Origin of the sequence: Dyadobacter sp. 22481 (genome assembly GCF_052044875.1) — a bacterium.
GTDB classification, from domain to species: Bacteria; Bacteroidota; Bacteroidia; order Cytophagales; family Spirosomataceae; genus Dyadobacter; species Dyadobacter endophyticus.
This window is the reverse complement of sequence record NZ_JBQENV010000003.1, coordinates 1,090,204-1,116,585: the sequence shown is the minus strand read 5'-3', so window position 1 is coordinate 1,116,585 and position 26,382 is coordinate 1,090,204. Positions and strand designations below refer to the sequence as shown.

Genomic DNA, 26,382 nt, shown 5'->3' with positions numbered 1-26,382 from the left:
ACGGTATCACTTCGCGAAAGGTTGGAAAAGCCGATTTTCGCGGATTGGATCGGGAGAGTATGGATGCCGTCAAAATGTCTCTTTAATATTGAAACCACATTTGGGCAATCTTCGTCCGAATCACCTTAAATTTGCAGCTGTTTAATCTAATCGTAATGGAAGCAAAAGAAGAGATTTTAAGAATTATAGATGTACTTAACGACACCTACGAAAGCGAAGAAGCATGGTATGGACCGTCGGTAGTAGAAGCGCTGCGCGATGTAACCCCGAAAATCGCGGAAGCGCGCCTGAGCAGCAATACGCATTCAATCGCCGAAATCGTGTACCACATGACTACCTGGCGCATTTTTGCCGTTCGGAAATTGCAGGGCGACGCTGAGTTTGACATTAAGACCCAGGACAAGGACTGGAAAAAATTTCCGGTAGTCGACGAGTTCGAATGGGAGGCGATCCAGATGGAGCTGAGCCTGTCACAGGAAGAGCTCGTTTCGGAACTGGAAAAGATCGAAGATGATAGCTTCCTGGAAGAATTTGTACCGGGGCGTGACTACTCCTATTATACTCTGATACACGGCGTGATCCAGCATGACGTGTACCATGCCGGCCAGATCGGACTCATAAAAAAAGCAGCGAAGGCCATGCGTTTGGAAGAAGACGATGATTTCGGCGCTTTCGGCGATCGTTCGGACTATGACAATTCCGCAGATTATTACTGATACTTGCATGAAATTTCGCGAAAATAGGGAAATACCTATTGTTTATAATTTAAATTTTATATTTTGCATTATAATGGAACGTGGGATATTGAGAAATGCCAACGTTCTAATGGTGTGGATATAGACAAAAAGGCTGTCCGATATTTCGGGCAGCCTTTTTTTAAGCAAAAATCTGTGCAACATTTGGCACTTTAAACCGCTTGGCATCTATGAAAATACTAATCGTTGAAGACGAACCAAAACTCGCAGGTTTTCTCAAAAGGGGCCTGGAAGAGCAGTCGTGGGAAGTGGAACTGGCTTACGACGGACAAGTCGGTAAGAAAATGGCCTCCAACTACCGGTTCGACGTGATCATTCTGGATGTAAACCTGCCGCTCCTCAACGGCTACGACCTCGCCAAGCAGCTCCGCGCCGACGGCCTGACAACCCCGATCCTTTTCCTGACGGCACTGGGCACGATCGATGACAAGCTGGACGGTTTCGAAGCGGGCGGAGACGATTACCTGGTAAAGCCCTTCGAATTCCGCGAGCTGATCGCCCGTATTAAAGTGCTTTCGCAGCGCAACAGTGTCCGCGAACAATCCAGTCAGGTACTCTCACTGGCCGACCTTGAACTGAACCTCGATGAAAAAGTGGCCAGAAGGGGCGGTAACCGAATCGATCTCACCGCCAAGGAATTCGCTTTGCTTGAATACCTCATGCGTAACCGCGGGCGGGTAGTCTCGCGTGTAGACATTGCCGAACAAGTGTGGGACATCCGTTTTGATACCGGTACCAACGTGATCGACGTGTACATTAATTTCCTCCGCAAAAAAGTCGATAAAGACTATCCTACCAAGCTGATCCACACGGTGGTGGGCATGGGCTACATTTTCAAGGAAGAATGAACATCAAATCGCGCCTGACGCTGCTGTTTACCCTGTTGGTAGGCTCCATAATGGCGCTGTTTTGTCTTGCTATTTACTTTTTCTACGACCAGTACCGCGAAAAGCAATTTTATTCCTTCCTGAACGAGCGCGGCCAGACGATCGCCCAACTTGTAGAAGCAAGCCAGGGTATCAGCAAAGCGGATATCGAAAAGATCGAAAAGGAAAACAAGACAATCCTGCTCGACGAGGAAATCACGATTTACGATGGTTCCGATTCGGTCATATTCATCAGTGGAAAGGAGAATTTCAAGCTCTCCAGACCCATGCTCACGGATGCGCGGGCCGGGAGGGAAATCCATACCAAACATCAGAAGAAAGAGGTGATCATTATCCGGCACATTTTGCAGGATCACCGGAAACCCTGGGTCGTGGCTGTGATCGCGAATGACTATCTCGGTATGAACCAGCTGAATCGCCTGAGGGAAATCCTGCTCATCGGATGGCTGCTGTCTATGATTCTCGTAGGTGTTGCGGGCTGGCAGTTCTCGAACGACGCGATTAAGCCCGTGGCCGACATTATCGACCAGGTAAACAACATTTCGGCGGGTAATCTGCATGAAAAAGTACGGGTAGGCCGCGAAAAGGACGAGCTTGCGCTGCTGGCGGAGACATTCAACCAGATGCTTACCAGGCTTGAAATCGCATTCGTGGCGCAGAAAAACTTCGTCTCGCACGCGTCGCACGAGCTGCGTACGCCACTGGCGCTCATTATGAGCGAGGCAGAGCTGAGCCTGATGAAAGAGCGCTCACCTACTGATTATCAGGACGCATTGAAAGGTATCTGGTCGGAAGCGAAGGAAATGAACGAGCTGGTAAGCCGCCTGCTTGAACTCGCACGGACAGAGGAAAACGCATTTAGGGTAACATTCTCGAAGATCAGGATTGACGAGGTGTTGTGGCAGGCCAAAACATCGGTACAGCAGAAGAATGCGGGCTACCAGGTGCACATTCACTATGACAAAATCCCTGAGGACGAGGAACAGTTGAAACGCTTCGGCGACGAAAGTCTGCTCAGGACAGCGTTCCTGAACCTGATGGACAATGCCTGCAAGTATTCGCCCGATAAAACCTGCAACGTGTTCCTTGAAATTAAAAACAGGCTCATCGTTATAAATTTTCGGGATATGGGTATCGGCATTGCACAGGAAGAGCTGCCCTATATTTTCGATACTTTTTACCGCAGCCAGTCCACGATCAGCAAAGCGGGCTATGGCATCGGCCTCGCACTCACCAAACGCATTATCAACATGCAAGGCGCGAGCATCGAAGTGGAGTCCGCATTGGGCTCCGGTACCACCTTCATTTTGAAGTTCCCACCTTTTTAATTCCTTTTTAATTCAGCGTTAATGCCTCTTTAACAACGGAAAAGCTCCTTTGTAATGTAAATCGCACGTTCAGATTTGCGTGCGCCGTCAGGCATTTCCATAGGCTTTCCCCGTTTCATTTTCACCATTTTTGCAAGCCGTTACACATTTTTTCAAGTCAAAGTGGCGCCTGCGACGATGCGTAAATGAGAGGTTCAAAATATCAAAGAAAAACTGTATTGAGTTAAATTGAGTTAGGTGAGTAGTAAGAAAAGACTGGCCTTCGGAACTTCCGGAGGCCAATTTTTTATATGCCTGTTTCCGAAATCTTAAATTTCGTCAGGGACGGCTCTTCGACGCGGGTCGTGGGTAACGCTTCGGGATGCTCTTTGGCGATAAATTCGATCAGTTTCTCGCGTACCAGGCAACGCAGGTCGAAGGTCTCGCTGGAATTTCGTGCCGACATCAGTGCACGGACCACCATCAGCTGCCCCTGGGTGTCGGTCACCTGCAACGCCCATGCGCGCCCGTCCCAAAGCGGTGTACTGTCGAGAATTTCTTTCAATTTGGTCCGGAGCTCGTCTACCGGTGTGTGGTAATTGAGGTAAAAAAATGCTGCTCCGGTCAACGCGCTTTCGTTGCGCGTCCAGTTCTGGAAGGGCGTTTCAATGAAGTAGGTAATGGGCAGCACAATGCGGCGCAAATCCCAGATATTGACCACGACGTAAGTAAGGTTGATCTCCTCAATGCGTCCCCATTCGCCTTCCACGATCACCACGTCGTCGATTTTGATCGGCTGCGTGAATGCGATCTGGATGCCGGCCATCAGGTTCGCCAGCGACTTTTGCGCTGCAAAACCGATGATTACCGACGCAATACCGGCAGAAGTCAGGATCCCGACGCCATATTGCCGCACACTATCGAAGCTAAGCAGCAATATCGAAACGCCGATCGTCGCGACCATGATCACGACAATGCGTTTCACGAATTTGATCTTTGTGAACAGCCGCCGTGCTTGATTGTTGTCGGGCGTATTGAAATCCAGCTTGGCGATCAGGATCTTTTCGACGATGATCACGATGCGGGCCATTAGCCAGGTGGTAATGCCTATCAGTGCGGTTTTGCTCAATGCAAACACCCAGTCGTATTGCGGGTTGGAGTAAGTATAAGTTTTGGCCGCGGCCGTAATGAGTACGATCGGTATGAAGAAATGCAGTACACTGGTGAGGTTTTCGCGGACGGCGCGCACCGGGGGCCAGCTTTTCCTCGATGCCGTTATTTTGATCAGGCTGATGATGATAATGCTGATAACCAGTCCAATGACGCCGGAGAGGAGCAGCAACAGCCAGGGGGAATTCCGGTAATTAATCAGGTCGGTTAAATCCATTCATTCATCAGATATCGTTGAGCCGGGCCACGATCATACCCGTGTGTTTCGGAACGGAAGCCACATACTCGGCCAGTGGAACGTTCGTCATAATTACCTTTTTGCCCGTCAGCGAAGCGTGGATCAGGTAAGCACGGCTGCCTACTTTCGAAATAATACCCATGTGATTCACATCGAGCCCCTCCACCGATGAAGTAAACGCGACAATATCGCCATCATGCAGCATGGGTTCGGCTTTCTGGATGCTGTTTTTGGGAATGTAGCTGTGTTCCCTCGAATTGATCACCGTTTCCTGCTCTTTCAGTTTTTCATACACTTCGCTTGCCGCCAGGGAAGGGTACAGATTGGCGTGGGTGGTCATGAAATTAATCTCCTTCGTGAAGGGTACGCCGCCCACCTTAGCAGTAATGTCTTCGAGGCGTCCGCGTTTCTGGTTTTCATACATCCAGTCAAGAATGTAATGCAGCCGGGAAGGATAGCCGTCGATCACGCCGTCGCGGTAACGAAGCCTGGTCAATTCGTTTTTATATTCTTCGAAAGTCGAATTTTCGGTTTTGGCCACCGCCAGCGCAATCACGCTTTCAACCAGCGTAGTGCAGTCCAGGCCATCGAACTTGCAGACAAGCCGCTCGGAGGGGTTGCCTTCCAGCGTTCCTGCCACGTAGGGCGTGCCGAGGAACGACTCGCTGATCCGCAGCACCTGCGTGCCAATATCCGGACTGGCGGGCAGTTCCATTTTCTGCACGAACGTCTTTTGCAGGCTGGCTTGCCCGAATGAGGCAACAGAACCCAGTAACAAAATGGAAAGCACTACAAATCTCATCATACTTGAATTCTTTAAACCAGGGTACGTAATGACAAAATACTTGTCATGGAAAAAAAGCCACAAGCTCGTGGACAATGTAAAATTAACGATCAAAAGCTCCTTTTCCAATGGCCGGCTGGGCGAAGAACCCGCTACTTCGGCACAATTTCGAAAGCAAATGCCGAGATCGGGGGAAGCTCGATGTGCACGCCGGTAGAGGTAATGTCGGCCGTTGGTAACTGTACCTGAGCCACTTCGGGCGGAAATACGGGTTTCAATTTATAAGATCCAGTATTGCCCAGTTTCAACACATCCGTCCAGACATCCTGCGGTACCTTAATGAAAGTCTCTACGGTCCGCGACTCGTGAAAATTGTATACAAACAATAATTTCTGATCGGCGGTGTGCCGCAAATAGCTGTAAATGACCGTCTTGTCGTAGTTGAACGACTGGCCGTCGACATTCACATATTGCAAATCATAAAATGCGCCAGCATATACCGCTTCATTTTTCAGGACAAATGCATTGAGGTCGCTGTAAAATTTACGCAGCGTCCTCTGCTCGGTGGTGAGGAGTTCCTCGTTGAAGTTGCCGCCGTTGACCCATTTCTGAAATTCGGGTACGCCCCAGTAATCGAAAATGGTAGTCCGGCCGTCTTCGCCCTGAAAGCCCTCTTGCTGGGTAGGATCCACGCCCAGTTCTTGTCCGAAATAGACCATGAGCGGGCCGGTATGCAAAGTGGCGCTCAGGACCATGGCAGGCAAAGCCGTCCACGGATTGCCCGCAAAATAGCGGGAAGCGATGCGCTGCTCGTCGTGATTTTCGAGAAACCGCAGCATATGCTCGCTGAAATCGCCCGACTCTTGCTGCCAGATGCGCGTAATGTCCTCGGCGCTGCCGTGGCCTTCGATGATACGCCGCAGCGAGTTGTACAACCCTACTTTATCATACAGGTAATCAAACTTGCCGATATTGATATAATTGCGGTATTCAAACGGATTATAGATCTCCGCGATAAAAATGACCGCAGGATTCTCCTTTTTTACTTCCGGGATCACCCAGCCCCAGAACTCGACCGGCACCATTTCGGCCATATCGCACCGGAAACCGTCTACCCCTTTTCTAGTCCAGTAAATGAGTATGTCCCGCATTTTGAGCCAGGTCGAAGGAAGAGGGTCGAAATGGCGGGACCGGCCGTCGAGGTAATCGACGCCATAGTTCAGTTTGACCGTCTCGTACCAGTCGAACTGACTTGGCTGGGCCTGAAAAACGTCGTTACCGGTCGCTTTCGCGGGTCGCTCGTGGTAGGGTGATGTTACGGGGAGCGGCGGCTTGTGCCCTTCCGGTACGATGAAGTCGTGGTTCGGAATGTAATAAAAGTTGTTGGCAGGATTGAAAGTAACGGTATTATCGTCGTCCTCACCAAAGTCCCTGATGCCCTCGGGGCGCACATCCGAGTGATATTGCCGCGCAACGTGGTTTGGGATAAAATCAATGATCACCTTGAGATCGTGCGCATGGGTGCGGGCGACGAGATTTTCAAACTCCTGCATCCGGTTAGGTACATCCACGGCCAGATCGGGATCCACATCATAATAATCTTTCACGGCATATGGTGAACCTGCGATGCCTTTCACGATCAACGGATGATCGGCATTAATGCCGAATTGCGAGTAATCCGTCAGGGTGGCATGTTCGAGCACGCCGGTATACCAAAGATGCGTAACGCCAAACGCCTTCAATGCGGCCAGGGCGGTATCGTCGATATCGTTGAATTTTCCGCATCCGTTTTCTTCGATCGTTCCGTAAAGCTTGTTGGTCGTTTCCCGGTTGCCGAACAGGCGTGTAAATAGCTGGTATATAATGAATTTATCCTTGTTAACGGCGGACATCTCTTTCGGTTTTGTGAATGTTACAAGAAAGCGTAAGCTACGGCCCGGCGAGGCCGGAAGGCCTGTATTTCGGCCTTGGCGCAGCAAATTGCTATTTTTTACTATTTTGCAAGATATTAAATTTGAAATGATATGCCCTCAATACAAGCTTGCCTTTTTGATCTCGACGGGGTGATCGTTGACACTGCACAATTCCATTACATCGCCTGGCGCGAAATGGCGCAGGATCTCGGTTTCGACCTTACGCGCGAAGAAAATGAACGACTTAAAGGCATCAGCCGGATGGAATCGCTGGAGATAGTGCTGTCTATCGGAGGTGTTCACCTATCGGAAGAAGAGAAACTTCGCAGAGCTGCTGGCAAGAATGCCCGTTACCTCGACCTTTGCATGCAAATGACGCCCGACGACGCATTGCCCGGCGTGCGCCGTTTCCTCGACGAACTGAAACAGAACGGCATTCCAAGTGGCCTGGGCTCAGCGAGCAAGAATGCGAAGGTCATTCTGGAAAGGATTGATATGCTGCATTACTTCGATACGATCGTAGATGGTAACCGCATTACAAAAGGCAAACCCGACCCTCAGGTATTCCTCATGGGCGCGGCCGATTTAAATGTAACGCCCGCGCATTGCGCGGTATTCGAGGATGCGGTGGCTGGTATCGAGTCGGCAAAGGCCGCCGGAATGCTGGCGGTAGGCATAGGGGAAGCGTCGGTACTGACCGAAGCCGATATTGTGATCCCCGGTTTTGAAAATTTTGGTCTGCCCCAATTGGAAAAAATATGAAGAACTATATTACACACGATGAATGGTGCATCGTAGAAGAAGGTTTTCACCCCGAACACAACGAAATCACCGAAAGCCTCATGAGCCTTGGCAATGGCCGGATGGGCCAGCGGGGCAATTTTGAGGAAGGATATTCAGGTAAAACACTGCTTGGGAATTATGTTGCGGGTGTTTATTTTCCTGATAAAACACGGGTTGGCTGGTGGAAGAACGGCTATCCCAACTATTTCGCCAAAGTACTCAACGCCTGCAATTGGACGGGCATTGAAATCCGCGTCGGTGGCGAGCTGCTCGACTTGAATACCTGCCAAATCGACGAGTTTCGCCGTGTGCTGAATATGAAGGAAGGTGTCCTTGAGCGCACTGCAACTGTTACACTCACCGGCGGCAGAAAGCTGCGCATTCATTCCAGGCGATTTTGCAGCATGGCCGACGACGAGGCCGGCGCCATCAGTTACAGCATGGTACCGCTCAATTTTACCGATCATTTCACCATTACCCCATTCCTGGACGGCAATATCCGTAATCGTGATTCCAACTATGATGAATCGTTCTGGAACGGCATCGCGCATGAGGCGTACGGCCCGGAAGGATACCTGGTGCTTGAAACAAAAAGCAACCCCTATCAGGTAGAGCAGTTCCGCGTTGCGACCGGGATGAAGTTTGATATAAAACTGAATGGAATGCAGGCAGCGGCAACCGTGCAAACGGCTTCCAGGGATAAATATGTAGCCGGTACCGCCCAGGTTGAAGTGCGGGAAGGGCAGGAGATTACCATTTATAAATATGCCGTAAACCTCTCGTCGGCCAACTACCCGCACGAGGAGCTCATTTCCAAAGCCAAAGCCTACATTGCCCGCATAGCGGAAAAGGGATTCGACCGCATGTACGCGGAGCAGGTACAGGCGTGGGCAGGCAAGTGGGAGAAAAACGATATTACTATTGCCGGCGACGTGGCCGCGCAGCAGGGTATCCGGTTCAATATCTTTCATTTGGGGCAAACCTACACCGGCGAGGACGAGCGCCTGAACATCGGGCCAAAAGGCTTTACCGGGGAGAAATACGGCGGGAGTACCTACTGGGACACGGAGGCCTATTGCATTCCGTTCTACCTCTCGACGGCCGACGATAAAGTAGCGCGCAATCTGCTCGTTTACCGTTACAAACATTTGCAAAAAGCCATCGAGAATGCAGCGAAACTCGGTTTTTCCGATGGCGCCGCGCTTTATCCGATGGTGACCATGAACGGCGAAGAATGCCATAATGAGTGGGAAATTACTTTTGAAGAAATCCACCGCAACGGAGCCATTGCTTACGCGATCTACGACTATGCCCGCTACACGGGTGACGAAAGCTACGCAACCGACCAGGGTCTTGAAGTACTGATCGGCATTTCCCGGTTCTGGAAGCAGCGGATCAACTGGTCGGAAGAAAAGGGGCAATATGTGATGCTGGGCGTGACCGGACCGAATGAATATGAAAATAATGTCAACAACAACTGGTATACCAACTACATCGCCTGCTGGACGCTTCGCTACACGCTGGAAGTGATCGATAAGCTGTGGAAGGAAGATTCCCGGAAATTGAACGAGGTTATTTTCAAAACGAATCTGCAACTTAATACGGAACTGGCTGATTGGAAGCATATTGTGGATAATATGCATTACCCATTTGATGAAAACAGGCAGGTGTATTTGCAGCAGCAGGGTTTCCTCGACAAGGAACTGCTCACCGTAGCCGACATTGCCGAGCAGCGGCCAATTAACCAGCGGTGGTCGTGGGACAGGATATTGCGCTCGTGCTTCATCAAGCAAGCCGATGTTTTGCAGGGTCTTTACTTCTTCGAGCATGAATTCGACGAGGCGACCATCCGCCGGAATTTCGAATTCTATGAACCGATGACCGTGCACGAGTCGTCGCTGTCGCCGTGCGTGCACTCGATCCTCGCAGCCGGGCTGGGCATGCGTGAAAAAGTGTATGAAATGTACCTCCGGACAGCCCGCCTGGATTTGGACGATTACAATAACGACACCGAGGACGGACTGCATATTACTTCGATGGCCGGTACCTGGATGAGCGTTGTAAAAGGCTTTGCTGGGCAGCGCGTGAAAGACAGCTTGCTATCGTTTAAACCTTACATTCCTGAGCAATGGGAAGGATATTCTTTCCGGATCGGGTTCAGGAGCGTTTTGCTGAAAGTAACGGTGTCAAAGCAATCGATTTCAATTGAAAATGCCTCGGAAAGTGCGCTCACTGTTTTGGTTAATGATAAGAAGATATTTATCGATGCGCTCGCTTCTGTGCAACTTTAATCAACGGCAGTTTACTTATAATGATCTTATTTATTTAAAAAGTTATATTTTGCTGATAATTTATCAAACGGTCTAAGCAATAATTGTAATTTTCCGAGAATACTTGTAGGTTAGTAGCTTTTGAGCCATTAAGCACCCCCTATGGTACAGAAAATTCACTTACTTGTGATGACAGGTATGTTGCTGATGTTGATGGTGTTAGCACCTCGGCAGCTCTCAGCCCAGGATTTTAGTGAGTGCCAACGATTTGTAAAAGAACTTCTACCCCTTTTTAATAAATCATTCGAAGAGAATAATCCTGCATTATTGCGCGGCGAGGAATACCAGCGTGGCGTCCGCAATTTGCAGGTAGCCTATGCGGCCTACCACAAGCTGGCCTTCCAACCTTCGGATTCGGTTCAGCGCATGAACAACGAGGCCGTGATCCTCGCGCTTTCAGGGAATTACCAAAAGGCATTGCACATCATGGAAGCGCTCGATCTCGCCGAGGGTGACCCGCATATGCATTATAACCGTGGACTTTTTGCGTTGCTATCGGGCAAATTCGATGCTGCACGCAACGATTTTGCCGATTCACCCGGTGGTTCCGAGGCGACGCTGAATACTTTGGTGGCGCTGGGGAAGCAGAAAAAGTATCAGGAAGCGACCAGCTTCGCGAGTGATAATTCGGCGAAAAACACCGGCGGAAAATGGAATTTCAACGTCGGGATGGTACATAAGTACAGCGGACGTATGGAGGAAGCCGTGGATGAACTGACTACCGCGATTCGCCAGAAGGATGAGATGGCTTACCGGCTGCAACGCGGCGATATCCTAATGCGCACCGGCAATGAAAAGCGGGCAGTGAAGGATTTCGAGAAGGTAGCACGCACGCACCTGAAGGCGCAGATACGCTACGCGAATGCGCTGCTTTCGCTCAACCAGTTCGGGATGGCCAAGGCTGTTTTTGAAAAATACCTCGAAACCGACGACCGTACCTTTCGCGGCGATGCTTACCTGGGAATGGCACATTCGTGCTACGGGCTGCACCAGATCGGTGAGGCGCAACGGTATTACAAACTTGCATCGACTTTAAAACGCGAAACACCCGCATTGCAATCCGGAATCGCGAATACCCATCTTAGCAAGCATGAGTACCAGACTGCATTCACCCTTTTTGACAGGGTTATCAAAAAAGATTCAACGTATTTGCCAGCTTACCTCGGAAGGGCAGTTGCCAACTATGGCCAAAAGAAATATGACCTCGCACTGAAAGATTTCAAGAAGGGCGAGAAGGCATTGAACGAGGATAACAAGTTCTTTGCCGACCTTTTTGTGACCAAGGCTTTTTCAGAATACTACCTGAAAAAGAGCGCCCTGGCACAGGAAGATTTTCAGAAGGCAATCAAGCTCGACCCGATACGGTACGAAGCATTGGCGGGGATGAGCGGCATTATGATCGATCAGAAGCGGTATTCGGAGGCGGGGCAATATCTGGCCAAAGCACTCCAGTATGAGCAGGGGTACGACCTTATGTGGAGTAACTACGGAAACCTGCTGCTGCATTTTGATATGTATAAAAAGGGTTATCAGGTTTTCAAAAAAGCGGTTTCGCTCAATCCCTCGAATGTCAACGCCCAGAACGGGTGGGGAATCGCACTGCTGGAAAATGACCAGCTGGATAAGTCGATGGCCGTTTTTGACAGTCTTGTGCGCGAGAAGCCGGAGCTGCCGTTCCTGCACAACAACCACGGGATCGTACAGGCTTACATTGGTAACCGGCACGACCAGAAGCACCAGGTGAACGAGGCCAATGCCCGGTATAACGGCGCTTTCGAGGATTTCAAGCTCGCGATGGCAGCTGCACCCGGCCGGAAGTTTTATAACGTGAACCAGGGAAATGTGTACCGGTATATGGAGCGGTTCGACGACGCAAAGCTGAGTTACCAGACTTACCAGGACAAAAGTGCATTGAACAATACGGCAGTTATGTATGCGGGCCAGGAGCGGCTTAAAGACGCAAAGTATTACCTCGGCGTCGCCATCCAGATCGACTCGCTGCATCGCGTTTTCCAGTACAATATGACGGTTCTGGTGAAAGGCAAACAAAAGGAGATGATGCGGCTGGTGGCTTCGGCGGACGAGGACAGCCCGTTTTCAGATATTGGAATCAAGTACAGCCGCGATGGTTTCGTAACCATCTACCTCTACGACTACGAATACGATGTACTGACTTTTCCGGGCCGCCACTACATGCCATTGCCGGTAGCTGAGTATAAGGAAGACTATTTTATCCCTGAATACGATTTAAAACTCGTTCCTTACGAGAAAAAGAAGACTAGTCCCGAAAAGAAAAAGCACGCGCGGTATCGTAGCCAGAAAGTAAAGATGCCCGGAAGCAGGGCGCGGTCCGGGACAAAATGTCCTGTGCTGTTTTAGAAGTTAACTGCGATTAAACAGCCCGGAATGGCCTTTTTGAGTAATATTTTCCACGACCAATCGAAGATAATCCCCAATTGATGTAAATTTTTCCACTATTTGGAAGCGATGCCGGTGGTTGGTAAGCTCAGAGTTCGTTTGCGTGTTTTGTGAAGATATTCTTGACTTCTACAAAGCTTATCGGTTTGTCGAGGAAAAAGTCGGCACCGTTTCGGAAAGCCTCTTCTTTAAGGTTAGTCATGGCACTCATCATGACCACTTTCGCGCGTTTGGCCGGGTGGGCCTCGCGTATTTGCCTGATTGCCTCCACGCCTTTTCCATCAGGTAAGTTGTTGTCTATGAATACCCAATCGGGACTCTGATCCCTGACGCAATCCAGTCCCTCGGATAATGAAGCGACCACCAGGACCAATCCCTCGGGTGTTTTAATATTCAGTTGCCTTATTAGAAAATTGCGCATCAACACTCCCAAATCCCGTTCATCTTCTATAATAACAATTTTCATAGCATTGTGTGAGAAGTAATAATTTCAGCCATCGATAGTGGAGGTGTTTTCCGGCGCCATTCGTGGAGCGTTGGATTACAAGCTAACCTTTGGGGGGATTAGGCAATAATCCTGCCATATGGCGGCTGCGGGAAGGGGTGTTGGTTGGTACAAGATTTTCCGCGTTTTTGAATGAAACAAAATGATCCACATTAAAACCGAGTGTGTTATGTCGACGAACAAAATCATTTTAGGGCTGGTGACAGCGGCGGTGGCAGGAGCGGTAATAGGCTTGTTGCTCGCACCGGAGGAAAGCAGAAAGACAATCAGGAAACTTAAAAAGAAAACGAATAGCCTGGCAGGCGACCTGATCGCTGCTTTGGAGAAAAGCAAAAACCAGGTAGCAGATGCGGCGGGCCAGCTTAAAAAGGATGGGGAGGCTTACGCCAACGAGGCCGTTGAAAAAGCCGGCGAGTATGCAGGCTCCACCCCGTGATCGCGTAGGAAACCTTAGACATCACGTACATCAGATATGGAACCCTCCTTGCCGGAGGGTTCCGACGTTTAGGGGTAGGCAAGGGTTTTGCTTTTCGTATAGTGTTGTTTCGACAAGCCCCATGCCGCGTGATCAACATGGGACTATCGGGAAATGGAGGCGGGAAGCCCTTTGAAAGTTACGATATATTTGATTGTCAGTCAGATAGAACGGGAGGATGCGGAAGGAGAGTTCAGATTCCCCGCCCGAAGCCGCGGGTTCGACAGCCGGGCAAAAGTCAGCCGGGGTAACCGCAGGCGCGTTTTTAAATGGGGATTCGCTCTACATTCTGAATTATAATACTCAGTATGTGGAAATAACTACGCAATCTTCGGTAACGCACCTCTTTGTTGGGTCAAGATTGGATAAAGAATCGTAAATTTAAAGCACCAAGAGAATGTAAATTTTACCCTTAGTTGCTATATGCAAAGACAGACGCAGACGCAGAGACAGACTTTAAAATACTCTCCCTTGCAAATTCAGATGCTGAATTTACTGCACCTGACTACAATGGAGCTTGAACAAAGAATTAAGGAAGAACTCGAAGAGAATCCTATACTGGAAGAAGGGAAGGAGGAGAGTGCGTCGGATGAAGCGCCCGAAGAATTCGATGACGCAGACAATTTATCGGGCGGAGAAGACAATTCTGTACAAGACTACTACGACTGGGACGAGTTCCGGGACGATGATATTCCGGACTATAAAACGTATGCAAACAACCAATCGGCGGACAACGAACTATATACCCGACCGATGGTGGAGACGATCTCGTTCAGAGATGATCTCAAACAGCAGGTACACTTTCTGCAACTGGATGAACGTCAGCAACTGATCGCCGACTTCATCCTCGACTCACTCGATGAAGATGGGTTCCTCAGAAGGGAGAGTGACGTGATTGCGGACGATATTTCATTTGCTAACAGCATGTTTATCGATACCGAGGAAGTGAACACAATGCTGAAAATCATCCAACAGCTCGATCCGCCGGGAATTGCAGCCAGCGATTTGCGGGAATGCCTGTTTATCCAGCTGAACCGCATGGAAAATCAGAACGACACTTGGAAATGGGCCTATAAGATCGTGACGGATGCATTCGACGAGCTCGGATCGCGCAATTACGATAAAATCATGCGGATTACCGGCCTGGACGAGGAGTCGCTGAAAAAAGCCATCCAGCTAATCACCACTCTCAATCCGAAACCGGCGTCGGGCCTGCGGAATGACTCCATTGTCAATGAAAGCATCAAGCCCGATTTTATGCTTTGGTACACCGAAGACGGCGAAATCGAAGTGCAGCTGACGTGGGGAAACAGCCCGGCCTTGAAGCTGAACAAGGTATTTACCCAAATGGCGGAGCAAAAGCAGGATAAGGCCACCAACCAGTTCCTCAAAAACAAAATGAACTCGGCTAAGTGGTTTATCGATGCCATCAAGCAACGTGAAAATACAATGCTGAACACGCTGAAAGCAATTGTAAGGCTCCAATATGATTATTTTCAGACGGGCGATATCAAGAAATTGCGCCCGATGATCCTGAAAGATGTGGCGGAAATCATCGATATGGATATTTCTACCGTATCCAGAGTTACCACAAACAAATATGTGCAGACACCGTTCGGGATCGTGTTATTGAAAGATCTCTTTACGGAAGGTGTGACAAATGAAGACGGGACGGAGGTTTCGAACCGGGAGATTCAGGAAGCGATCCGCGAGATTGTAATCGACGAGGACAAACGCCACCCTTATAATGACCAACAAATTACGGATATGCTTGCAGAGAAAGGTTATTCTGTTGCCAGAAGAACGGTAGCCAAATACCGCGAGCAGTTGAATATACCCACCGCGAGGTTGAGAGTTACTATTTAAGCAAACTAAGTTAAGCCCTTATAACAGGCATGAAAAAAATAGTTGTTGTTGATGATGAAGCGGATATTTGCTTCCTTTTGAAGCGTTTTTTATCAAAAAATGATTTTATAGTTGAAACAGCCCAGAACGGTAAAGATGGCCTCGCTTTGATAGAATCCATTTCTCCGGACCTGGTCATGACCGATTTCAGGCTGGGTGATATTACTGGTACCGAGTTATTGACGACCATTAAATCCAAAAGACCCAACGTTCCCGTACTGATCATCACCGGTTATTCAGATATCAAAGTTGCGGTGAATGTGATGAAGCTGGGCGCATACGACTACATTACCAAACCCTTGTTCCCAGACGAAATCCTGGTTACCGTAAAGAAGGCCATTGCCGATGCCGAAGCATCGCAAAATGAGGATCAGCAATATGTTGCCCCGGCGTCATCGGACGGCACCGCCGACCCGGTCAAACCAGCCCGCAAGAGTAGTTTACGGACCAAGGCGGGCTATGTTATGGGCAATGGCGAGGTTTCGGACAACCTTTTCAAGCAGGTAGACCTCGTAGCTCCTACCAATTTCAGTGTGATTATTTACGGCGAAAGCGGTTCCGGAAAAGAGGCGATCGCGCAGGAAATTCATAACCGGTCGAGGCGTAAGGACATGCCTTTTGTAGCGATGGACTGCGGTGCTATTTCCAAAGAATTGGCGGGCAGTGAGTTGTTCGGGCATGAAAAAGGTTCCTTTACAGGTGCATTACAGACCAAAATCGGGCATTTCGAGTTGGCGAACGGTGGTACGCTGTTCCTGGACGAGGTATCCAATCTTTCCTACGAAATACAGGTTGCGTTGCTGCGCGTCGTGCAGGAGCGCAAAATGCGCCGCATCGGCGGATCGAAAGAGATCGATCTGGATGTGCGGATTCTCGTCGCAAGTAACGAACGGCTGCTGGATTCGGCGCGTAGCGGCAAGTTCAGGGAAGATCTTTACTACCGTTTCAACGAGTTCACGATCGAAGTCCCCGCATTACGTAACCGCAGAGAAGATATGATGCTTTTTGCCGGTTCGTTTCTGGAAACAACCAATGTGGAGTTGGGCAAGAATGTGAAAGGATTTTCGGAGGAGGTTAAAAACGATTTTCTCAACTACTCGTGGCCGGGTAACCTTCGCGAGCTAAAAAACGTGATCAAGCGAGCCACACTGCTTTCCGACGGCGAACTGATCGAGGAAAAAGCACTGCCGTTCGAGATCGTTAATTATAAACGGCTGAAAGACCTGGACGACGAGCCGACACCGGCTGCAAGTTCCGGAATATCACAATTGTCGGACAATGCCGACGGAGATGATACTAAGCCGAGCCTGAAAACGGTTGCCAATGAGGCAGAATATGACATGATCATGCAGGTGCTGCGGGATGTCAATTTCAATAAAAGTAAGGCGGCGCGTTTGCTGAACATCGACCGCAAGACGCTTTATAACAAAATGAAACAATTTGATATCTGAAAGAGGAATAGCATTGCGGAATGAGTAATAGACTGATCAGGGTATTGTTGGTGGACGATGACGAGGATGATTATTTCCTGACCCGCGAATATTTTCAGGACCTGGTCAACTGGAAATTCGATATCACCTGGTGCGCCACTTTCAGGGACGCGGAGGCGCAGATCAAAAACAATAAATACGACCTTTACCTGTTCGATTACCTGCTCGGCGAAAGTACCGGGATAGACCTGATCGAGCTCGCGTGCAATTTCGAATGTGAGGAGCCGATTATCCTGCTGACGGGCAAGGGCGATACCAAGATCGCAGTCGAGGCTTTACGCCTCGGAGCCGCCGACTACCTCATCAAAAGCGAGCTGGATGCCGAAAAACTGGAACGAAGCATCCGGTATGCATTGGAGCGGACGTCCGTTTTGAAAGCACTACGCCACAGCGAGCGACGCTACCGCCGGGTTTTTGAAGAATCGAATGATTTTCTGTTTATCAGTGACCTTGACGGCAATATCATCGACTTCAATGAAGCGGCGAGTATCCTGACGGGGTATTCAGACGACCAGTTGAAAGAGAAAAAGATCACCGAGCTGGTAGAAGATCCCTTGTTCTCGACGCGCTGGAAAGAGATTGCCGATCACCCCATTCACGACCACGAGGTCCGCCTTCTGGCAAAAGACAACGATAAAAAATACTGCCTGTTTTCGGCTTCGGTAGAAGTAGATGACAACCATCCGTATATCCAGGGGCGCCTGCATGATATGACCGCGCGGAAGCAATCGGAAAAAGAAAGATTATTTTCCGAGCAAATGGCAGTTACTGGGCGCCTCGTACGTATGCTTGCGCACGAGGTACGCAACCCGCTCACAAACGTGAACCTCTCGGCCGAGCAGCTGGAAATGGAGCTGGCCGACGAAGACCACAAGTTTTACACCCAAATCATCAAGCGCAACTGCACCCGTATCAACGACCTTATTACACAGTTGCTGCAACCGTCTGGGTCGGAGGATATTGAGCTGGTGGAAAGCTCGGTACACGCGGTGCTCAGTCAGGCGATCAGCGCTGCGCTCGACCGCGTGCAGCTCAAAAGGATCCAGATCGTGAACGAGTTTGCCGATGAAGAGCTCGCATTCCCGCTCGACCGTGTGTCGCTGCAAATGGCATTTCTGAACCTCATTACCAACGCTATCGAGGCCATGGAAGAGGATAAGGGCGTGCTGCGGATCACGACCCGAAACCACAGCGACCACATCGAGGTCCTGTTTGCGGATAATGGCTCGGGAATCAGCGAGGAGCATATGGACAAGATCTTCGAGCCTTATTTCACCGGTAAAAACAATGGAATGGGTATCGGTTTATCAACGACCATGAGCATTATTCATGCGCATCACGGGCGCATCGAGGTACAATCGGAGCTGGGGCTGGGCACTACTTTCACCATTAGTTTCCAGACTGCCAAATAATTACAGCCGACTGCACCAGTCGGCTTTTTTGATGCAACGATCGGTTGGGGACACGCGTAAGGGGAGAAAAAACCGACGCACTTCTATGAAACCCATTTTTACGATCCTCTTCTTAACCATTTTCCTGCACGTCCGGGCACAGGACGCGGATTACTACCGGAAAATCTACACCAGGCCCATTGGCGAAAAGCCGTACAATGCCGAATCGTTGTTGAAAAAGTTCGGCGATGTGAGAATCCATGACCGCTGGTATGTGGGTGTGAGCGGCTTTGTACGAAACGACAGGAATACGATCGATAACGATTTCGATGAACTGATAGGCACCGAGTCGCCCACGGTATCGGCATGGGGTGTTGCTGCCGGGTGGGTTTTTAAAGAGCAATGGAATGTCGAATTGGCATATGATCGCTCGGCAATCCATAATGTGCTGATGATTTATGGCGATAATCCGCTGAAATACCAGATGGAAAACGACAAGAATAGCCTGATCCTCCGCGGGAAAATGCGGCTGCTTTTTGGTAGACCTTCCGTCCGTAAATCGGCATTCTGGATTGGGGCGGGTGCGGGACTGGTGCCTAATTCGGGGAGGTCGAAGGATTATATGGAGTTTTCGGGTTACCGGGAGAAGGGGCGGCGGCTGGGCGTCGATACTTTGTTCTTGTCGAGCGATACACACATTGCCAAATCCATGACAGGCCTTGTGGAAGCGTCGGCAGAATATGTGGTCAAAGTTGCCAAATCGATTGACATGTCGCTTTTTGCCCGCAAGCAGTGGGGTATGGGTAATTCGCTAACAACCGATCTGGTCTACAAGGTCAATGGTGTGGAAACGGAACGAGCGCGGATCGAAGGCGACGGCTCCGGCTGGAATTTCGGCATTTCGCTTCGCTATGTGTTTCATATTCAATACGACTTCTCTAAGCTGAATCATAGCAGCGGCAAAATATAAAATGAGGTGTCATGCTGAACGGAGTCGAAGTATCATCTTGCGTGATGCTTCGACTCCGCTCTGCATGACTACGGAAATCAAGCATACTTAGAAACTTTGACCTTCCGGTTGAAGAAGCCGTAAATGATCGGGAATATCAATAGCGTGAGCACCGTGGCGGTGATCAGGCCGCCGATTACGACAATAGCCAGTGGCTTTTGCGTTTCAGAACCAATGCCGGTTGAAACCGCGGCCGGTAACAACCCGATAGCGGCCATCAGCGCCGTCATGATCACGGGCCTGATGCGGGATTTCACCCCCTGCCGTATCGCCTCATCCAGCGTCATCCTCGCAGCCAGGTTTTTGTTGAAGACCGAAATCAATATCACGCCGTTCTGCACGCACAGGCCGAAAAGTGCTATGAAACCCACACCCGCGGAAATACCGAAGTTCATGTGTGTGACGTGGAGCGCGAGGATACCGCCGATCAGCGCGAAGGGTACGTTGATTAACACCAGCCCGGCATCTTTTGCGTTGCTGAACATGATGAAAAGCAAGATGAATATCCCGATCAGGCTGATAGGCACTACTTGTCCCAAACGCGCCGTTGCCCGCACCTGGTTCTCGAACTCTCCCGACCAGCTTACCGAATAACCTTTTGGCAAAGAAGAAAGCAATGGTTTGACTTTCGACTGCGCTTCTGCAATGGTGCTGCCGAGGTCACGCTCGCGGACGGAGAATTTCACACCGATAAAGCGTTTGTTGTTGTCGCGGTACACAAATGCCGGCCCGGTCACAGTGCGAATCGTCGAGATTTCTTTCAAAGGAATCTTGCCGCCTGTAAGCGTGGGTACCATCAGTTGCTGAATGTCGTCGACGGTGCGGCGGTATTGTTGCTCGTATCGCAGCCGGATATCGAACTTCCGCTCGCCTTCGTAGAGGATAGACGCCGTTTTACCGCCTATCGCCATTTCGATTACGGCTTGTGCGTCGGCGATGCTTACACCGTATTGCGCCATTTTATGGTCGTGCAGGATCACGCTGATCTCCGGCTGGCCGATATTCCGTAAAATACCTACGTCTTTGATACCCGGCACGTCCTTGATCGCTTCCAGCACCTGGTTGGCCTTGTTATTCAATGTTTCGAGGTCGTCTCCGTAAATTTTCACCGCATTACTCGCATTCATTCCCGCCACGGCCTCCGCCACGTTGTCGATAATGGGCTGCGAATAGTTGTAGTTGATTCCCTGGAATTGTTTCAGTTTTGTGTCCATTTCCTCGATCAGGTCATCCTGGCTGATTTTGCGCTTCCATTCATCCTTCGGTTTCAAATTCACCTGCATTTGCACATAATAGAAGCCTGAGGGGTCGGTACCGTCGTTGGAGCGGCCAGTTTGGGATAATACCCCGTTTACTTCCGGAAATTCATTCAGTTTGGCGCGAAGCGTCGTCACCATTTTGGTAGTTTCGGCCAGCGAGCTGCTCATCGGCATTTTGGCTTCCACCCACAACGCGCCTTCATTAAGCGTAGGCAGGAACTCGGTACCGAGGAATCTAGCCGAAAAGAGCGTTGCGCCTAGGAATGCAAATGCGAAGATGACACTCAGCTTTTTACGGGCATAGCACCATTCAAAACCCCTGGTCACGGTATTGTCGAAGAAGCGCACCACCGGATTGCTCTTCTCACGCACATTCTTTTTCAGCAGAATAGAACATAGCACCGGCACGAGGGTGAGGGTGTACAGTAATGCGCCGAGCAATGCAAAACCCAGCGTGTAGGCCAGCGGTGTGAACATTTTACCTTCCACTTTCTGGAAACTGAAAATGGGGATCAATGCGGTTATAATGATCAGTTTGGAAAAGAAAATGGCTTTACCCAGCTCGCCGCCGGTACGTTTGATCAGGCCGAGTTTCGAGAGTTTGTTGAACCTGTCCATGCCGTTCCTGTGCGCGAGGTGGTCGAGCGCCACAAATATACCTTCCACCATCACCACGGCGCCGTCGATGATGATCCCGAAGTCTATCGCCCCCATCGACAGCAGGTTGGCCGACATGCCCTTCAATTTTAAACACATAAACGCGAACAGCAGCGCGAGGGGAATGATGATCGACACGATGACCGTCGTGCGCCAGTCGGCCATAAAGAGGAACACAATCACGGTTACGAGCACGATCCCTTCCACAAGGTTGTGTTTCACGGTGTGTGCGCAAAAATCGATCAGGTTATCGCGGTCGTAAAACGTGACCATTTTGACATCGGGCGGGAGTATTTTGGTATTCAATTCTTCAATTTTGTCCTTCACCCGCGCCAGTACCTCGCTCGGATTTTCGCCCTTGCGCTGTACTACGATGCCTTCCACGACGTCGTCATTACCGTCAAGCCCAACCTGCCCCACACGCGGCATGTCCGACTCGCGCACATCGGCCACGTCTTTCACGAGTACCGGGTTGTCCTTCACGTACTCTACAATGATATTCTGAATGTCGGGAATGGAGTTCAGCAACCCGATCCCCCGCACCACATAGGCCTGCCCGTTTTTCTCGATCACATCGCCGCCGACGTTGATATTGCTCTTTGTAACGGCCTGATACACTTCCAGAGGTGTAATGTTGTATTTGACGAGCTTGGTAGGATTTACCTGCACCTCGTAAATCTTGTCGCGACCACCGAATGCAACCACATCGGCCACACCCGGAACGCTCCTAAGCTGCCGGTCGATCACCCATTTGTGCAAGGTGAGTAGCTCACGGCTGTCGCGGTCCTTGCTTTGTAATGTGAACCGGAAAACTTCGCCGGTAGGGCCGTAAGGGGGTTGCACGTCGGGCTCTACGCCATCGGGGAGCGAGACCGTGCGCAGCTGGTTATTAACCTGTTGGCGGGCAAAAAAATCTTCTACATTATCATCAAAAATGATTTTGACAATGCTCAAACCGAACATCGTGGTGCTCCGTACATTGGTTTTCTGCTGCACGGAATTCATGGCGACCTCGATAGGGACCGTTACAAAGCGCTCGATCTCCTCCGCGCTGCGCCCGTTCCATTGGGTTACGATGATGATCTGCGTATTGGTGACGTCCGGAAACGCTTCGAGCGGCGTGTTCTGGTAGCTGACAATGCCCGAAATGATCAGCAGGCCTGTCATGAAGAATATGAAGAACCGGTTTTTCAAAGAAAACCCGACGATCCCCCGGATGAATTTGTTCATGGGATATTAGTCGTTAAGCGCGTCGTAAACGAGGAGTTGATTTTTTGAAATAATGGTCTCGCCGGGTTTGAGGCCTTCGCTGACGTAGGTGGTGTTGGCGAGGGAGCGGTACACTTCTACCGGGCGTGTTTCGATTTTTGTGCGGCTGTGGTAAACCATTACCCAGTTCTTGCTGCGGTCGAAAATGACGGCCTGCGATGGGATTGCCTGCATTTTGTCGCCTTCCTCGAAGTTGAGGGTAACCGTGGCGTGCATTTCGGGTTTGAGTTTGAAACCGACATTCTGTAACTGAATGCGAATTTTCATCGCCTTGGTTTCAGGATCGAGGACATTATAAATCTTGTCGACTTTCCCTTTGAAGACCTCGTCGGAAAAGCTGATCGTGCGTACTTCCGCGGGCATCCCCAGCGTCACGCGCGGGATGTCGCTTTCATTTACATTCGCCATCACCCATACATCGGCGATCTGGCCTACGGTAAACAGGCTCTCCGAGTTATCCGAGCGCAGCTGCATTCCCCGGTTCACATTTTTGTCGATGATAAAGCCATTGATCGGCGATTTTACGGTGTAGTTGGTGGATTTACCTAAACCATAGATAGAGAAGACTTCCTTAACCCTGTTCAGTTCGGCCTGCGCTTTGTCTACGATCTGACGTGCGGAAATCACATCACGCTCCGGCACGAGCTTGCTTTCGAAAAGATCTTCGGTCGACGACAGGTTTTTCTGCGCAATGAGCAGATCGGATTGCGCCTGGATCATCTGGCGCTCGAAATCTGCCACTTCTCCCGAGCGGATCGTCGCCAGTTTCTGTCCCTTGCGGACGTTGTCACCCAGTTCCACATCCACTTCTTCCACATTACCGCCCACCAGCGGATATACTTTAATAACCTGGTTTTCGTCCGGTACGACCTTGCCTACAAGCGTAAGTTCGTTGCGTACCGACTCGGTGCGCACGGTGTCGATTTTAATGCGGCTCATCATGGTGTCCGAAAGCATAAACGCCTTCGACTCGTCGTTTTCTGCCTTTTTTTGCTCGCAGGAAGTCAGCCACACGCCAACAACGGCCAGGACGACGATATACAGTGAATTTTTCATTGGAAAGTGCATTAATGGCAATGCCGTGAATAAGTTGTGTTCAGTTTGAATGGGTTAGTTGAATAGCTCTTCCCCGACGACGTAGTTGAGTTCTTCATATACTTTGATACGGTCGGCTTGGAGGCGGTTATACTCCTTGATACTCTCGTTGTAGGTTTCGATAAAGTCGATGAATTCGAGCAGAGAGATGTTCCGCTTTTGGAAGTTGTCGTAAATACCGTTGTTCAGAAGCTGGAACTGGTCGGTAAACTGGCCCTCCACACTCTGGAAAGCCTTGTCTGCAATACCAACTTTCTGAACGGCCGCGTCGACCTCGTTGCTCACCGTATTTTGCTTCGCATTCTCGGCCGTTTTGTAATAGCTGATGCTGCTTCTGGCTGCGCGGATATTACCCTGGTTGCGGTTGAAGAACGGCAGCGCAATGGAAGCATTCAAGCCGAAGTAATTATTGACGTAGTTGCTCGCCTGGTCGTACACGGCACCCACCTGGATATCAGGTTTTGCCAATGCTTTTTGCAATGTGTAGTTTAATTCTGCCTGTTTCGTCTCCGATTGCGCCACTTTCAGGTCGGCACGGCTTTGCAATGCCTTTTCTTTTAATGAGGCGATGTTGTAGCGGTCGAGGTGATAGCGCTGGATTTCTGTGCTATCGACCAGTGATTTGATAGGTTGTTCGGTACTCAGCAGCGTGCGGAGGTCGCGCTGGTTTTCCTGTAATTCAAAAAGGATATTGGCCCGCTCGTTGGTCAGTTCGAAAAGGAGTGCTTTCAGGCGAACGACCTCTTTCAGAGAGATATTCTTGCGGTTATACTCTCTGTCAAACGCGGTAACGGTCGTCCTGAGCGTCGAGATCTGGTTGTCGTAGAGCGCAATGGTCTGTTCGAGATAATACGATTCGAAGAAAATCTGCCGGAGCTCGAATTTCAATGTGCGGATCAGGTTGTAAAACTGGAATTCAGTTTTGCGGGTCGATTCCACGTCCAGCGCGACCTGCTTGTTGCGCTTGCCCGCCCGGGTGATGAGCTGCTGGATGGTGAATGCTTTCTGACCATTTTTGCCCACGTCCAGCGCTCCGCGAGAGGGGTTATAGGCGCTGATTTCGACCCCGAATGTCGGGTTGTTCCAGAGCTTGTCCTGTATCTCGACCGACTTTGCAATGTCGATTTGGTACTTTTCGGCCAGGACTTCAAGATTATTTTGCAAAAACAGGCTGTCGGCCTGCCGGATCGAGAGCCGCAGTGTGTCCTGTGCGTGTAAGGCAGTTGTTAGGAGTACAAGGAGCCCGGTGAGGTATATTCGCATAATTTCCGTGTTAGAATGTGCGATATTCCGACACCGGTATTACACCAGCCTTAAAATAACCTTAGAAAAAAATTAGAATGCCCCGGGGGCCGCGCCCCGCGGGCCTCAAATATGGTTCAGCCGTACCTGAAATTCGCTGCCCTTACCGAGTTCGCTCCTTACGGAAATAGTGCCGTGATGCAGCTCCACAATACGCTGGCAAATGGAGAGCCCAATTCCGAACCCAGGTAGCTCAGTAGCGTTGGTAGACCTGAAAAACGGGTTGAAAATATGCGGAAGGTCGTCTCCGCTGATACCTATGCCGCGATCGCGGACTTTTACTACGCAGGATTTGTGGTTGGAAGAAATCAGTATTTGCGCGCTGTGATCGGACGAATATTTGCATGCATTGTCGAGCAGGTTGGTGAAAACCCTCTTTAATAGCTCCTCGTTGCCTTCAATGACCGTCTCGTTCTCATTCTCGGGGATCGTTTCATAATCAATCACCATCGTATATTCGGGGTGGGAGGAGAGCAGTTCTTCTTTGGCCAAAAAAGCGAGGTCCTCGATATGGATATGCGTCATTTTCATATTACCCATATTCTCGTAGGAGCGGGCCAGGAACAGGAGGTTATTGGTAATGCTAATGAGCCGTTCGGTATCCGAGAACAGATTTGCAAAAACCTCTTCTATTTCAGGGTTATCCTTGTTGAAGCGCTGCCCGAGCTGGATTTCGGATTTCAAAGCCGCTAATGGGGTTCGGAGCTCGTGGGAGGCGTGGGATACAAAGCTTTTTTGTTGTTCAAATGCCTTATTTAATCTGTAAAGTACTGTGTTGAAGTTGATTGCCAACTGTGCTATCTCGTCCTTCCGGTTGCCTTCGTCGAGCTTTTGGGACAAATTCTGGGCGGTAATGAGTGATACCTGGGCATTGATGCGGCTAATCGGTTTCAATGCATTCCCGGCAAAGTAAATCCCCAGCCCTACCGTGGCCGCGATGCCCGCCAGCAATCCCCAGCCGAGTGTGCTTTTCAAATTCTGTAACTTGCTATGTCCGAAAGTGTCATAGGCCGACGCTAGTACCACGAGCGGATCGTCGCCTTCCTGATAAAGCAGGCCGATTACCTCGTTTTCGCCCTGGTGAAACTCCATATATTGCTTTTCGCGCACTTCATTGAGTAGTGAAGTGTGGTAGGTAAGCAGCTTGTCGTCGACGCTGGAATAGGTGAGCTCGTTTTTCGAATCAAAAATCAAGACCTTTTCATCGAGCATTTCCGAAAGCGTGTTCTGGTCGATAGATTTGAGCAGGTCTTTGTCAATTCCTTTCACTTTCACGAGCAGACGGCACGTCGTACGCGCGCGGCTCCGTAGTCGATCGTAAAATTCCTCCTGGCGGTAATGTTCCGAAACGCTGTAAATGACAATGGAAAACAACAGCAGCACCCCCGCTACCAGGAGCGTGAATTGGAGGGCGATACGGTCTTTGATCTTCATATGGAG

At 50.0% G+C, this 26,382-nt stretch carries 19 protein-coding genes; 11 read left to right on the top strand and 8 right to left on the bottom strand.

What is annotated here, in order from left to right; translation table 11 throughout:
- Positions 1 to 155 precede the first annotated feature (155 nt).
- The 3 genes from ACTJJJ_RS23295 (at position 156) to ACTJJJ_RS23285 (ending at position 2,970) form a co-directional block, all read left to right on the top strand.
- Entirely contained in the window at positions 156 to 716 is a 561-nt protein-coding gene (locus ACTJJJ_RS23295) for a DinB family protein (protein ID WP_188936105.1), read from the top strand.
- A gap of 209 nt (positions 717 to 925) precedes the next feature.
- Positions 926 to 1,603 (top strand): response regulator, encoded by a 678-nt coding sequence (locus ACTJJJ_RS23290; protein WP_188936103.1) that lies wholly within the window; start codon positions 926 to 928, stop codon positions 1,601 to 1,603.
- A complete protein-coding gene (locus ACTJJJ_RS23285) occupies positions 1,600 to 2,970 on the top strand; it encodes a HAMP domain-containing sensor histidine kinase (RefSeq protein ID WP_440703172.1) in 1,371 nt (456 codons plus the stop codon). Before ACTJJJ_RS23290 ends, ACTJJJ_RS23285 begins: the two co-directional genes overlap by 4 nt.
- Before the next feature lie 286 nt (positions 2,971 to 3,256).
- Here the strand turns inward: ACTJJJ_RS23285 and ACTJJJ_RS23280 are convergent, their stop codons facing one another.
- The 3 genes from ACTJJJ_RS23280 to ACTJJJ_RS23270 all read right to left on the bottom strand — a co-directional run bounded on the left by ACTJJJ_RS23280 (position 3,257) and on the right by ACTJJJ_RS23270 (position 7,033).
- Positions 3,257 to 4,336 carry a mechanosensitive ion channel family protein gene (locus ACTJJJ_RS23280; RefSeq protein WP_440703171.1) on the bottom strand — a complete coding sequence of 360 codons (1,080 nt, stop codon included), beginning with the start codon at positions 4,334 to 4,336 and terminating at the stop codon, positions 3,257 to 3,259.
- A 7-nt stretch (positions 4,337 to 4,343) separates the two neighbouring features.
- Positions 4,344 to 5,162 carry an N-acetylmuramoyl-L-alanine amidase-like domain-containing protein gene (locus tag ACTJJJ_RS23275; protein WP_188936097.1) on the bottom strand — a complete coding sequence of 273 codons (819 nt, stop codon included), beginning with the start codon at positions 5,160 to 5,162 and terminating at the stop codon, positions 4,344 to 4,346.
- A gap of 131 nt (positions 5,163 to 5,293) precedes the next feature.
- Positions 5,294 to 7,033, bottom strand: coding sequence for an alpha-amylase family glycosyl hydrolase (locus ACTJJJ_RS23270; protein ID WP_440703170.1), 1,740 nt, complete (start codon positions 7,031 to 7,033; stop codon positions 5,294 to 5,296).
- 132 nt (positions 7,034 to 7,165) lie between these two features.
- Between ACTJJJ_RS23270 and pgmB the strand changes: the two genes are divergently transcribed.
- From pgmB to ACTJJJ_RS23255, 3 genes are all read left to right on the top strand, one after another.
- A complete protein-coding gene (gene pgmB, locus ACTJJJ_RS23265; protein ID WP_440703169.1) occupies positions 7,166 to 7,816 on the top strand; it encodes a beta-phosphoglucomutase in 651 nt (216 codons plus the stop codon).
- Positions 7,813 to 10,128 carry a glycoside hydrolase family 65 protein gene (locus ACTJJJ_RS23260; protein WP_440703168.1) on the top strand — a complete coding sequence of 772 codons (2,316 nt, stop codon included), beginning with the start codon at positions 7,813 to 7,815 and terminating at the stop codon, positions 10,126 to 10,128. The genes pgmB and ACTJJJ_RS23260 overlap by 4 nt, the downstream gene beginning before the upstream one ends.
- A gap of 141 nt (positions 10,129 to 10,269) precedes the next feature.
- Positions 10,270 to 12,546 (top strand): tetratricopeptide repeat protein, encoded by a 2,277-nt coding sequence (locus ACTJJJ_RS23255; protein ID WP_188936089.1) that lies wholly within the window; start codon positions 10,270 to 10,272, stop codon positions 12,544 to 12,546.
- 127 nt (positions 12,547 to 12,673) lie between these two features.
- Here the strand turns inward: ACTJJJ_RS23255 and ACTJJJ_RS23250 are convergent, their stop codons facing one another.
- Entirely contained in the window at positions 12,674 to 13,051 is a 378-nt protein-coding gene (locus ACTJJJ_RS23250) for a response regulator (protein ID WP_188936087.1), read from the bottom strand.
- A gap of 208 nt (positions 13,052 to 13,259) precedes the next feature.
- Between ACTJJJ_RS23250 and ACTJJJ_RS23245 the strand changes: the two genes are divergently transcribed.
- The 5 genes from ACTJJJ_RS23245 to ACTJJJ_RS23225 all read left to right on the top strand — a co-directional run bounded on the left by ACTJJJ_RS23245 (position 13,260) and on the right by ACTJJJ_RS23225 (position 19,321).
- The gene (locus tag ACTJJJ_RS23245; protein WP_188936085.1) at positions 13,260 to 13,526 is read left to right on the top strand and encodes a YtxH domain-containing protein; all 267 of its coding nucleotides are present in this window, start codon (positions 13,260 to 13,262) and stop codon (positions 13,524 to 13,526) included.
- Between the two features lie 462 nt (positions 13,527 to 13,988).
- Positions 13,989 to 15,431: an RNA polymerase factor sigma-54 gene (rpoN, locus tag ACTJJJ_RS23240; RefSeq protein ID WP_188936083.1), complete on the top strand. Its 1,443-nt coding sequence runs from the start codon at positions 13,989 to 13,991 to the stop codon at positions 15,429 to 15,431.
- A 29-nt stretch (positions 15,432 to 15,460) separates the two neighbouring features.
- Entirely contained in the window at positions 15,461 to 16,921 is a 1,461-nt protein-coding gene (locus ACTJJJ_RS23235) for a sigma-54-dependent transcriptional regulator (RefSeq protein WP_440703167.1), read from the top strand.
- Between the two features lie 20 nt (positions 16,922 to 16,941).
- Positions 16,942 to 18,372 carry an ATP-binding protein gene (locus ACTJJJ_RS23230; protein WP_440703166.1) on the top strand — a complete coding sequence of 477 codons (1,431 nt, stop codon included), beginning with the start codon at positions 16,942 to 16,944 and terminating at the stop codon, positions 18,370 to 18,372.
- A gap of 85 nt (positions 18,373 to 18,457) precedes the next feature.
- The gene (locus ACTJJJ_RS23225) at positions 18,458 to 19,321 is read left to right on the top strand and encodes a hypothetical protein (protein ID WP_440703165.1); all 864 of its coding nucleotides are present in this window, start codon (positions 18,458 to 18,460) and stop codon (positions 19,319 to 19,321) included.
- Positions 19,322 to 19,398: 77 nt separating this feature from the next.
- Here ACTJJJ_RS23225 and ACTJJJ_RS23220 read toward each other — a convergent pair whose 3' ends face one another.
- From ACTJJJ_RS23220 to ACTJJJ_RS23205, 4 genes are all read right to left on the bottom strand, one after another.
- The gene (locus ACTJJJ_RS23220; RefSeq protein WP_188936076.1) at positions 19,399 to 22,506 is read right to left on the bottom strand and encodes an efflux RND transporter permease subunit; all 3,108 of its coding nucleotides are present in this window, start codon (positions 22,504 to 22,506) and stop codon (positions 19,399 to 19,401) included.
- Between the two features lie 6 nt (positions 22,507 to 22,512).
- Positions 22,513 to 23,601: an efflux RND transporter periplasmic adaptor subunit gene (locus tag ACTJJJ_RS23215; RefSeq protein ID WP_188936075.1), complete on the bottom strand. Its 1,089-nt coding sequence runs from the start codon at positions 23,599 to 23,601 to the stop codon at positions 22,513 to 22,515.
- A gap of 54 nt (positions 23,602 to 23,655) precedes the next feature.
- Positions 23,656 to 24,903, bottom strand: coding sequence for a TolC family protein (locus ACTJJJ_RS23210; RefSeq protein WP_440703164.1), 1,248 nt, complete (start codon positions 24,901 to 24,903; stop codon positions 23,656 to 23,658).
- A 105-nt stretch (positions 24,904 to 25,008) separates the two neighbouring features.
- The gene (locus ACTJJJ_RS23205; protein WP_440703163.1) at positions 25,009 to 26,376 is read right to left on the bottom strand and encodes an ATP-binding protein; all 1,368 of its coding nucleotides are present in this window, start codon (positions 26,374 to 26,376) and stop codon (positions 25,009 to 25,011) included.
- Positions 26,377 to 26,382: the final 6 nt, after the last annotated feature.

What these genes read in the sequence shown, in the direction of transcription:
- rpoN (WP_188936083.1), top strand. Translation starts at nt 13,989, where the DNA reads ATGCAAAGACAGACGCAGACGCAGAGACAGACTTTAAAATACTCTCCC.
- ACTJJJ_RS23260 (WP_440703168.1), top strand. Translation starts at nt 7,813, where the DNA reads ATGAAGAACTATATTACACACGATGAATGGTGCATCGTAGAAGAAGGT.
- ACTJJJ_RS23230 (WP_440703166.1), top strand. Translation starts at nt 16,942, where the DNA reads ATGAGTAATAGACTGATCAGGGTATTGTTGGTGGACGATGACGAGGAT.
- ACTJJJ_RS23220 (WP_188936076.1), bottom strand. Translation starts at nt 22,506, where the DNA reads ATGAACAAATTCATCCGGGGGATCGTCGGGTTTTCTTTGAAAAACCGG.
- ACTJJJ_RS23250 (WP_188936087.1), bottom strand. Translation starts at nt 13,051, where the DNA reads ATGAAAATTGTTATTATAGAAGATGAACGGGATTTGGGAGTGTTGATG.
- ACTJJJ_RS23290 (WP_188936103.1), top strand. Translation starts at nt 926, where the DNA reads ATGAAAATACTAATCGTTGAAGACGAACCAAAACTCGCAGGTTTTCTC.
- ACTJJJ_RS23285 (WP_440703172.1), top strand. Translation starts at nt 1,600, where the DNA reads ATGAACATCAAATCGCGCCTGACGCTGCTGTTTACCCTGTTGGTAGGC.
- ACTJJJ_RS23205 (WP_440703163.1), bottom strand. Translation starts at nt 26,376, where the DNA reads ATGAAGATCAAAGACCGTATCGCCCTCCAATTCACGCTCCTGGTAGCG.
- ACTJJJ_RS23255 (WP_188936089.1), top strand. Translation starts at nt 10,270, where the DNA reads ATGGTACAGAAAATTCACTTACTTGTGATGACAGGTATGTTGCTGATG.
- pgmB (WP_440703169.1), top strand. Translation starts at nt 7,166, where the DNA reads ATGCCCTCAATACAAGCTTGCCTTTTTGATCTCGACGGGGTGATCGTT.
- ACTJJJ_RS23270 (WP_440703170.1), bottom strand. Translation starts at nt 7,033, where the DNA reads ATGTCCGCCGTTAACAAGGATAAATTCATTATATACCAGCTATTTACA.
- ACTJJJ_RS23225 (WP_440703165.1), top strand. Translation starts at nt 18,458, where the DNA reads ATGAAACCCATTTTTACGATCCTCTTCTTAACCATTTTCCTGCACGTC.
- ACTJJJ_RS23295 (WP_188936105.1), top strand. Translation starts at nt 156, where the DNA reads ATGGAAGCAAAAGAAGAGATTTTAAGAATTATAGATGTACTTAACGAC.
- ACTJJJ_RS23245 (WP_188936085.1), top strand. Translation starts at nt 13,260, where the DNA reads ATGTCGACGAACAAAATCATTTTAGGGCTGGTGACAGCGGCGGTGGCA.
- ACTJJJ_RS23235 (WP_440703167.1), top strand. Translation starts at nt 15,461, where the DNA reads ATGAAAAAAATAGTTGTTGTTGATGATGAAGCGGATATTTGCTTCCTT.
- ACTJJJ_RS23215 (WP_188936075.1), bottom strand. Translation starts at nt 23,601, where the DNA reads ATGAAAAATTCACTGTATATCGTCGTCCTGGCCGTTGTTGGCGTGTGG.
- ACTJJJ_RS23275 (WP_188936097.1), bottom strand. Translation starts at nt 5,162, where the DNA reads ATGATGAGATTTGTAGTGCTTTCCATTTTGTTACTGGGTTCTGTTGCC.
- ACTJJJ_RS23210 (WP_440703164.1), bottom strand. Translation starts at nt 24,903, where the DNA reads ATGCGAATATACCTCACCGGGCTCCTTGTACTCCTAACAACTGCCTTA.
- ACTJJJ_RS23280 (WP_440703171.1), bottom strand. Translation starts at nt 4,336, where the DNA reads ATGGATTTAACCGACCTGATTAATTACCGGAATTCCCCCTGGCTGTTG.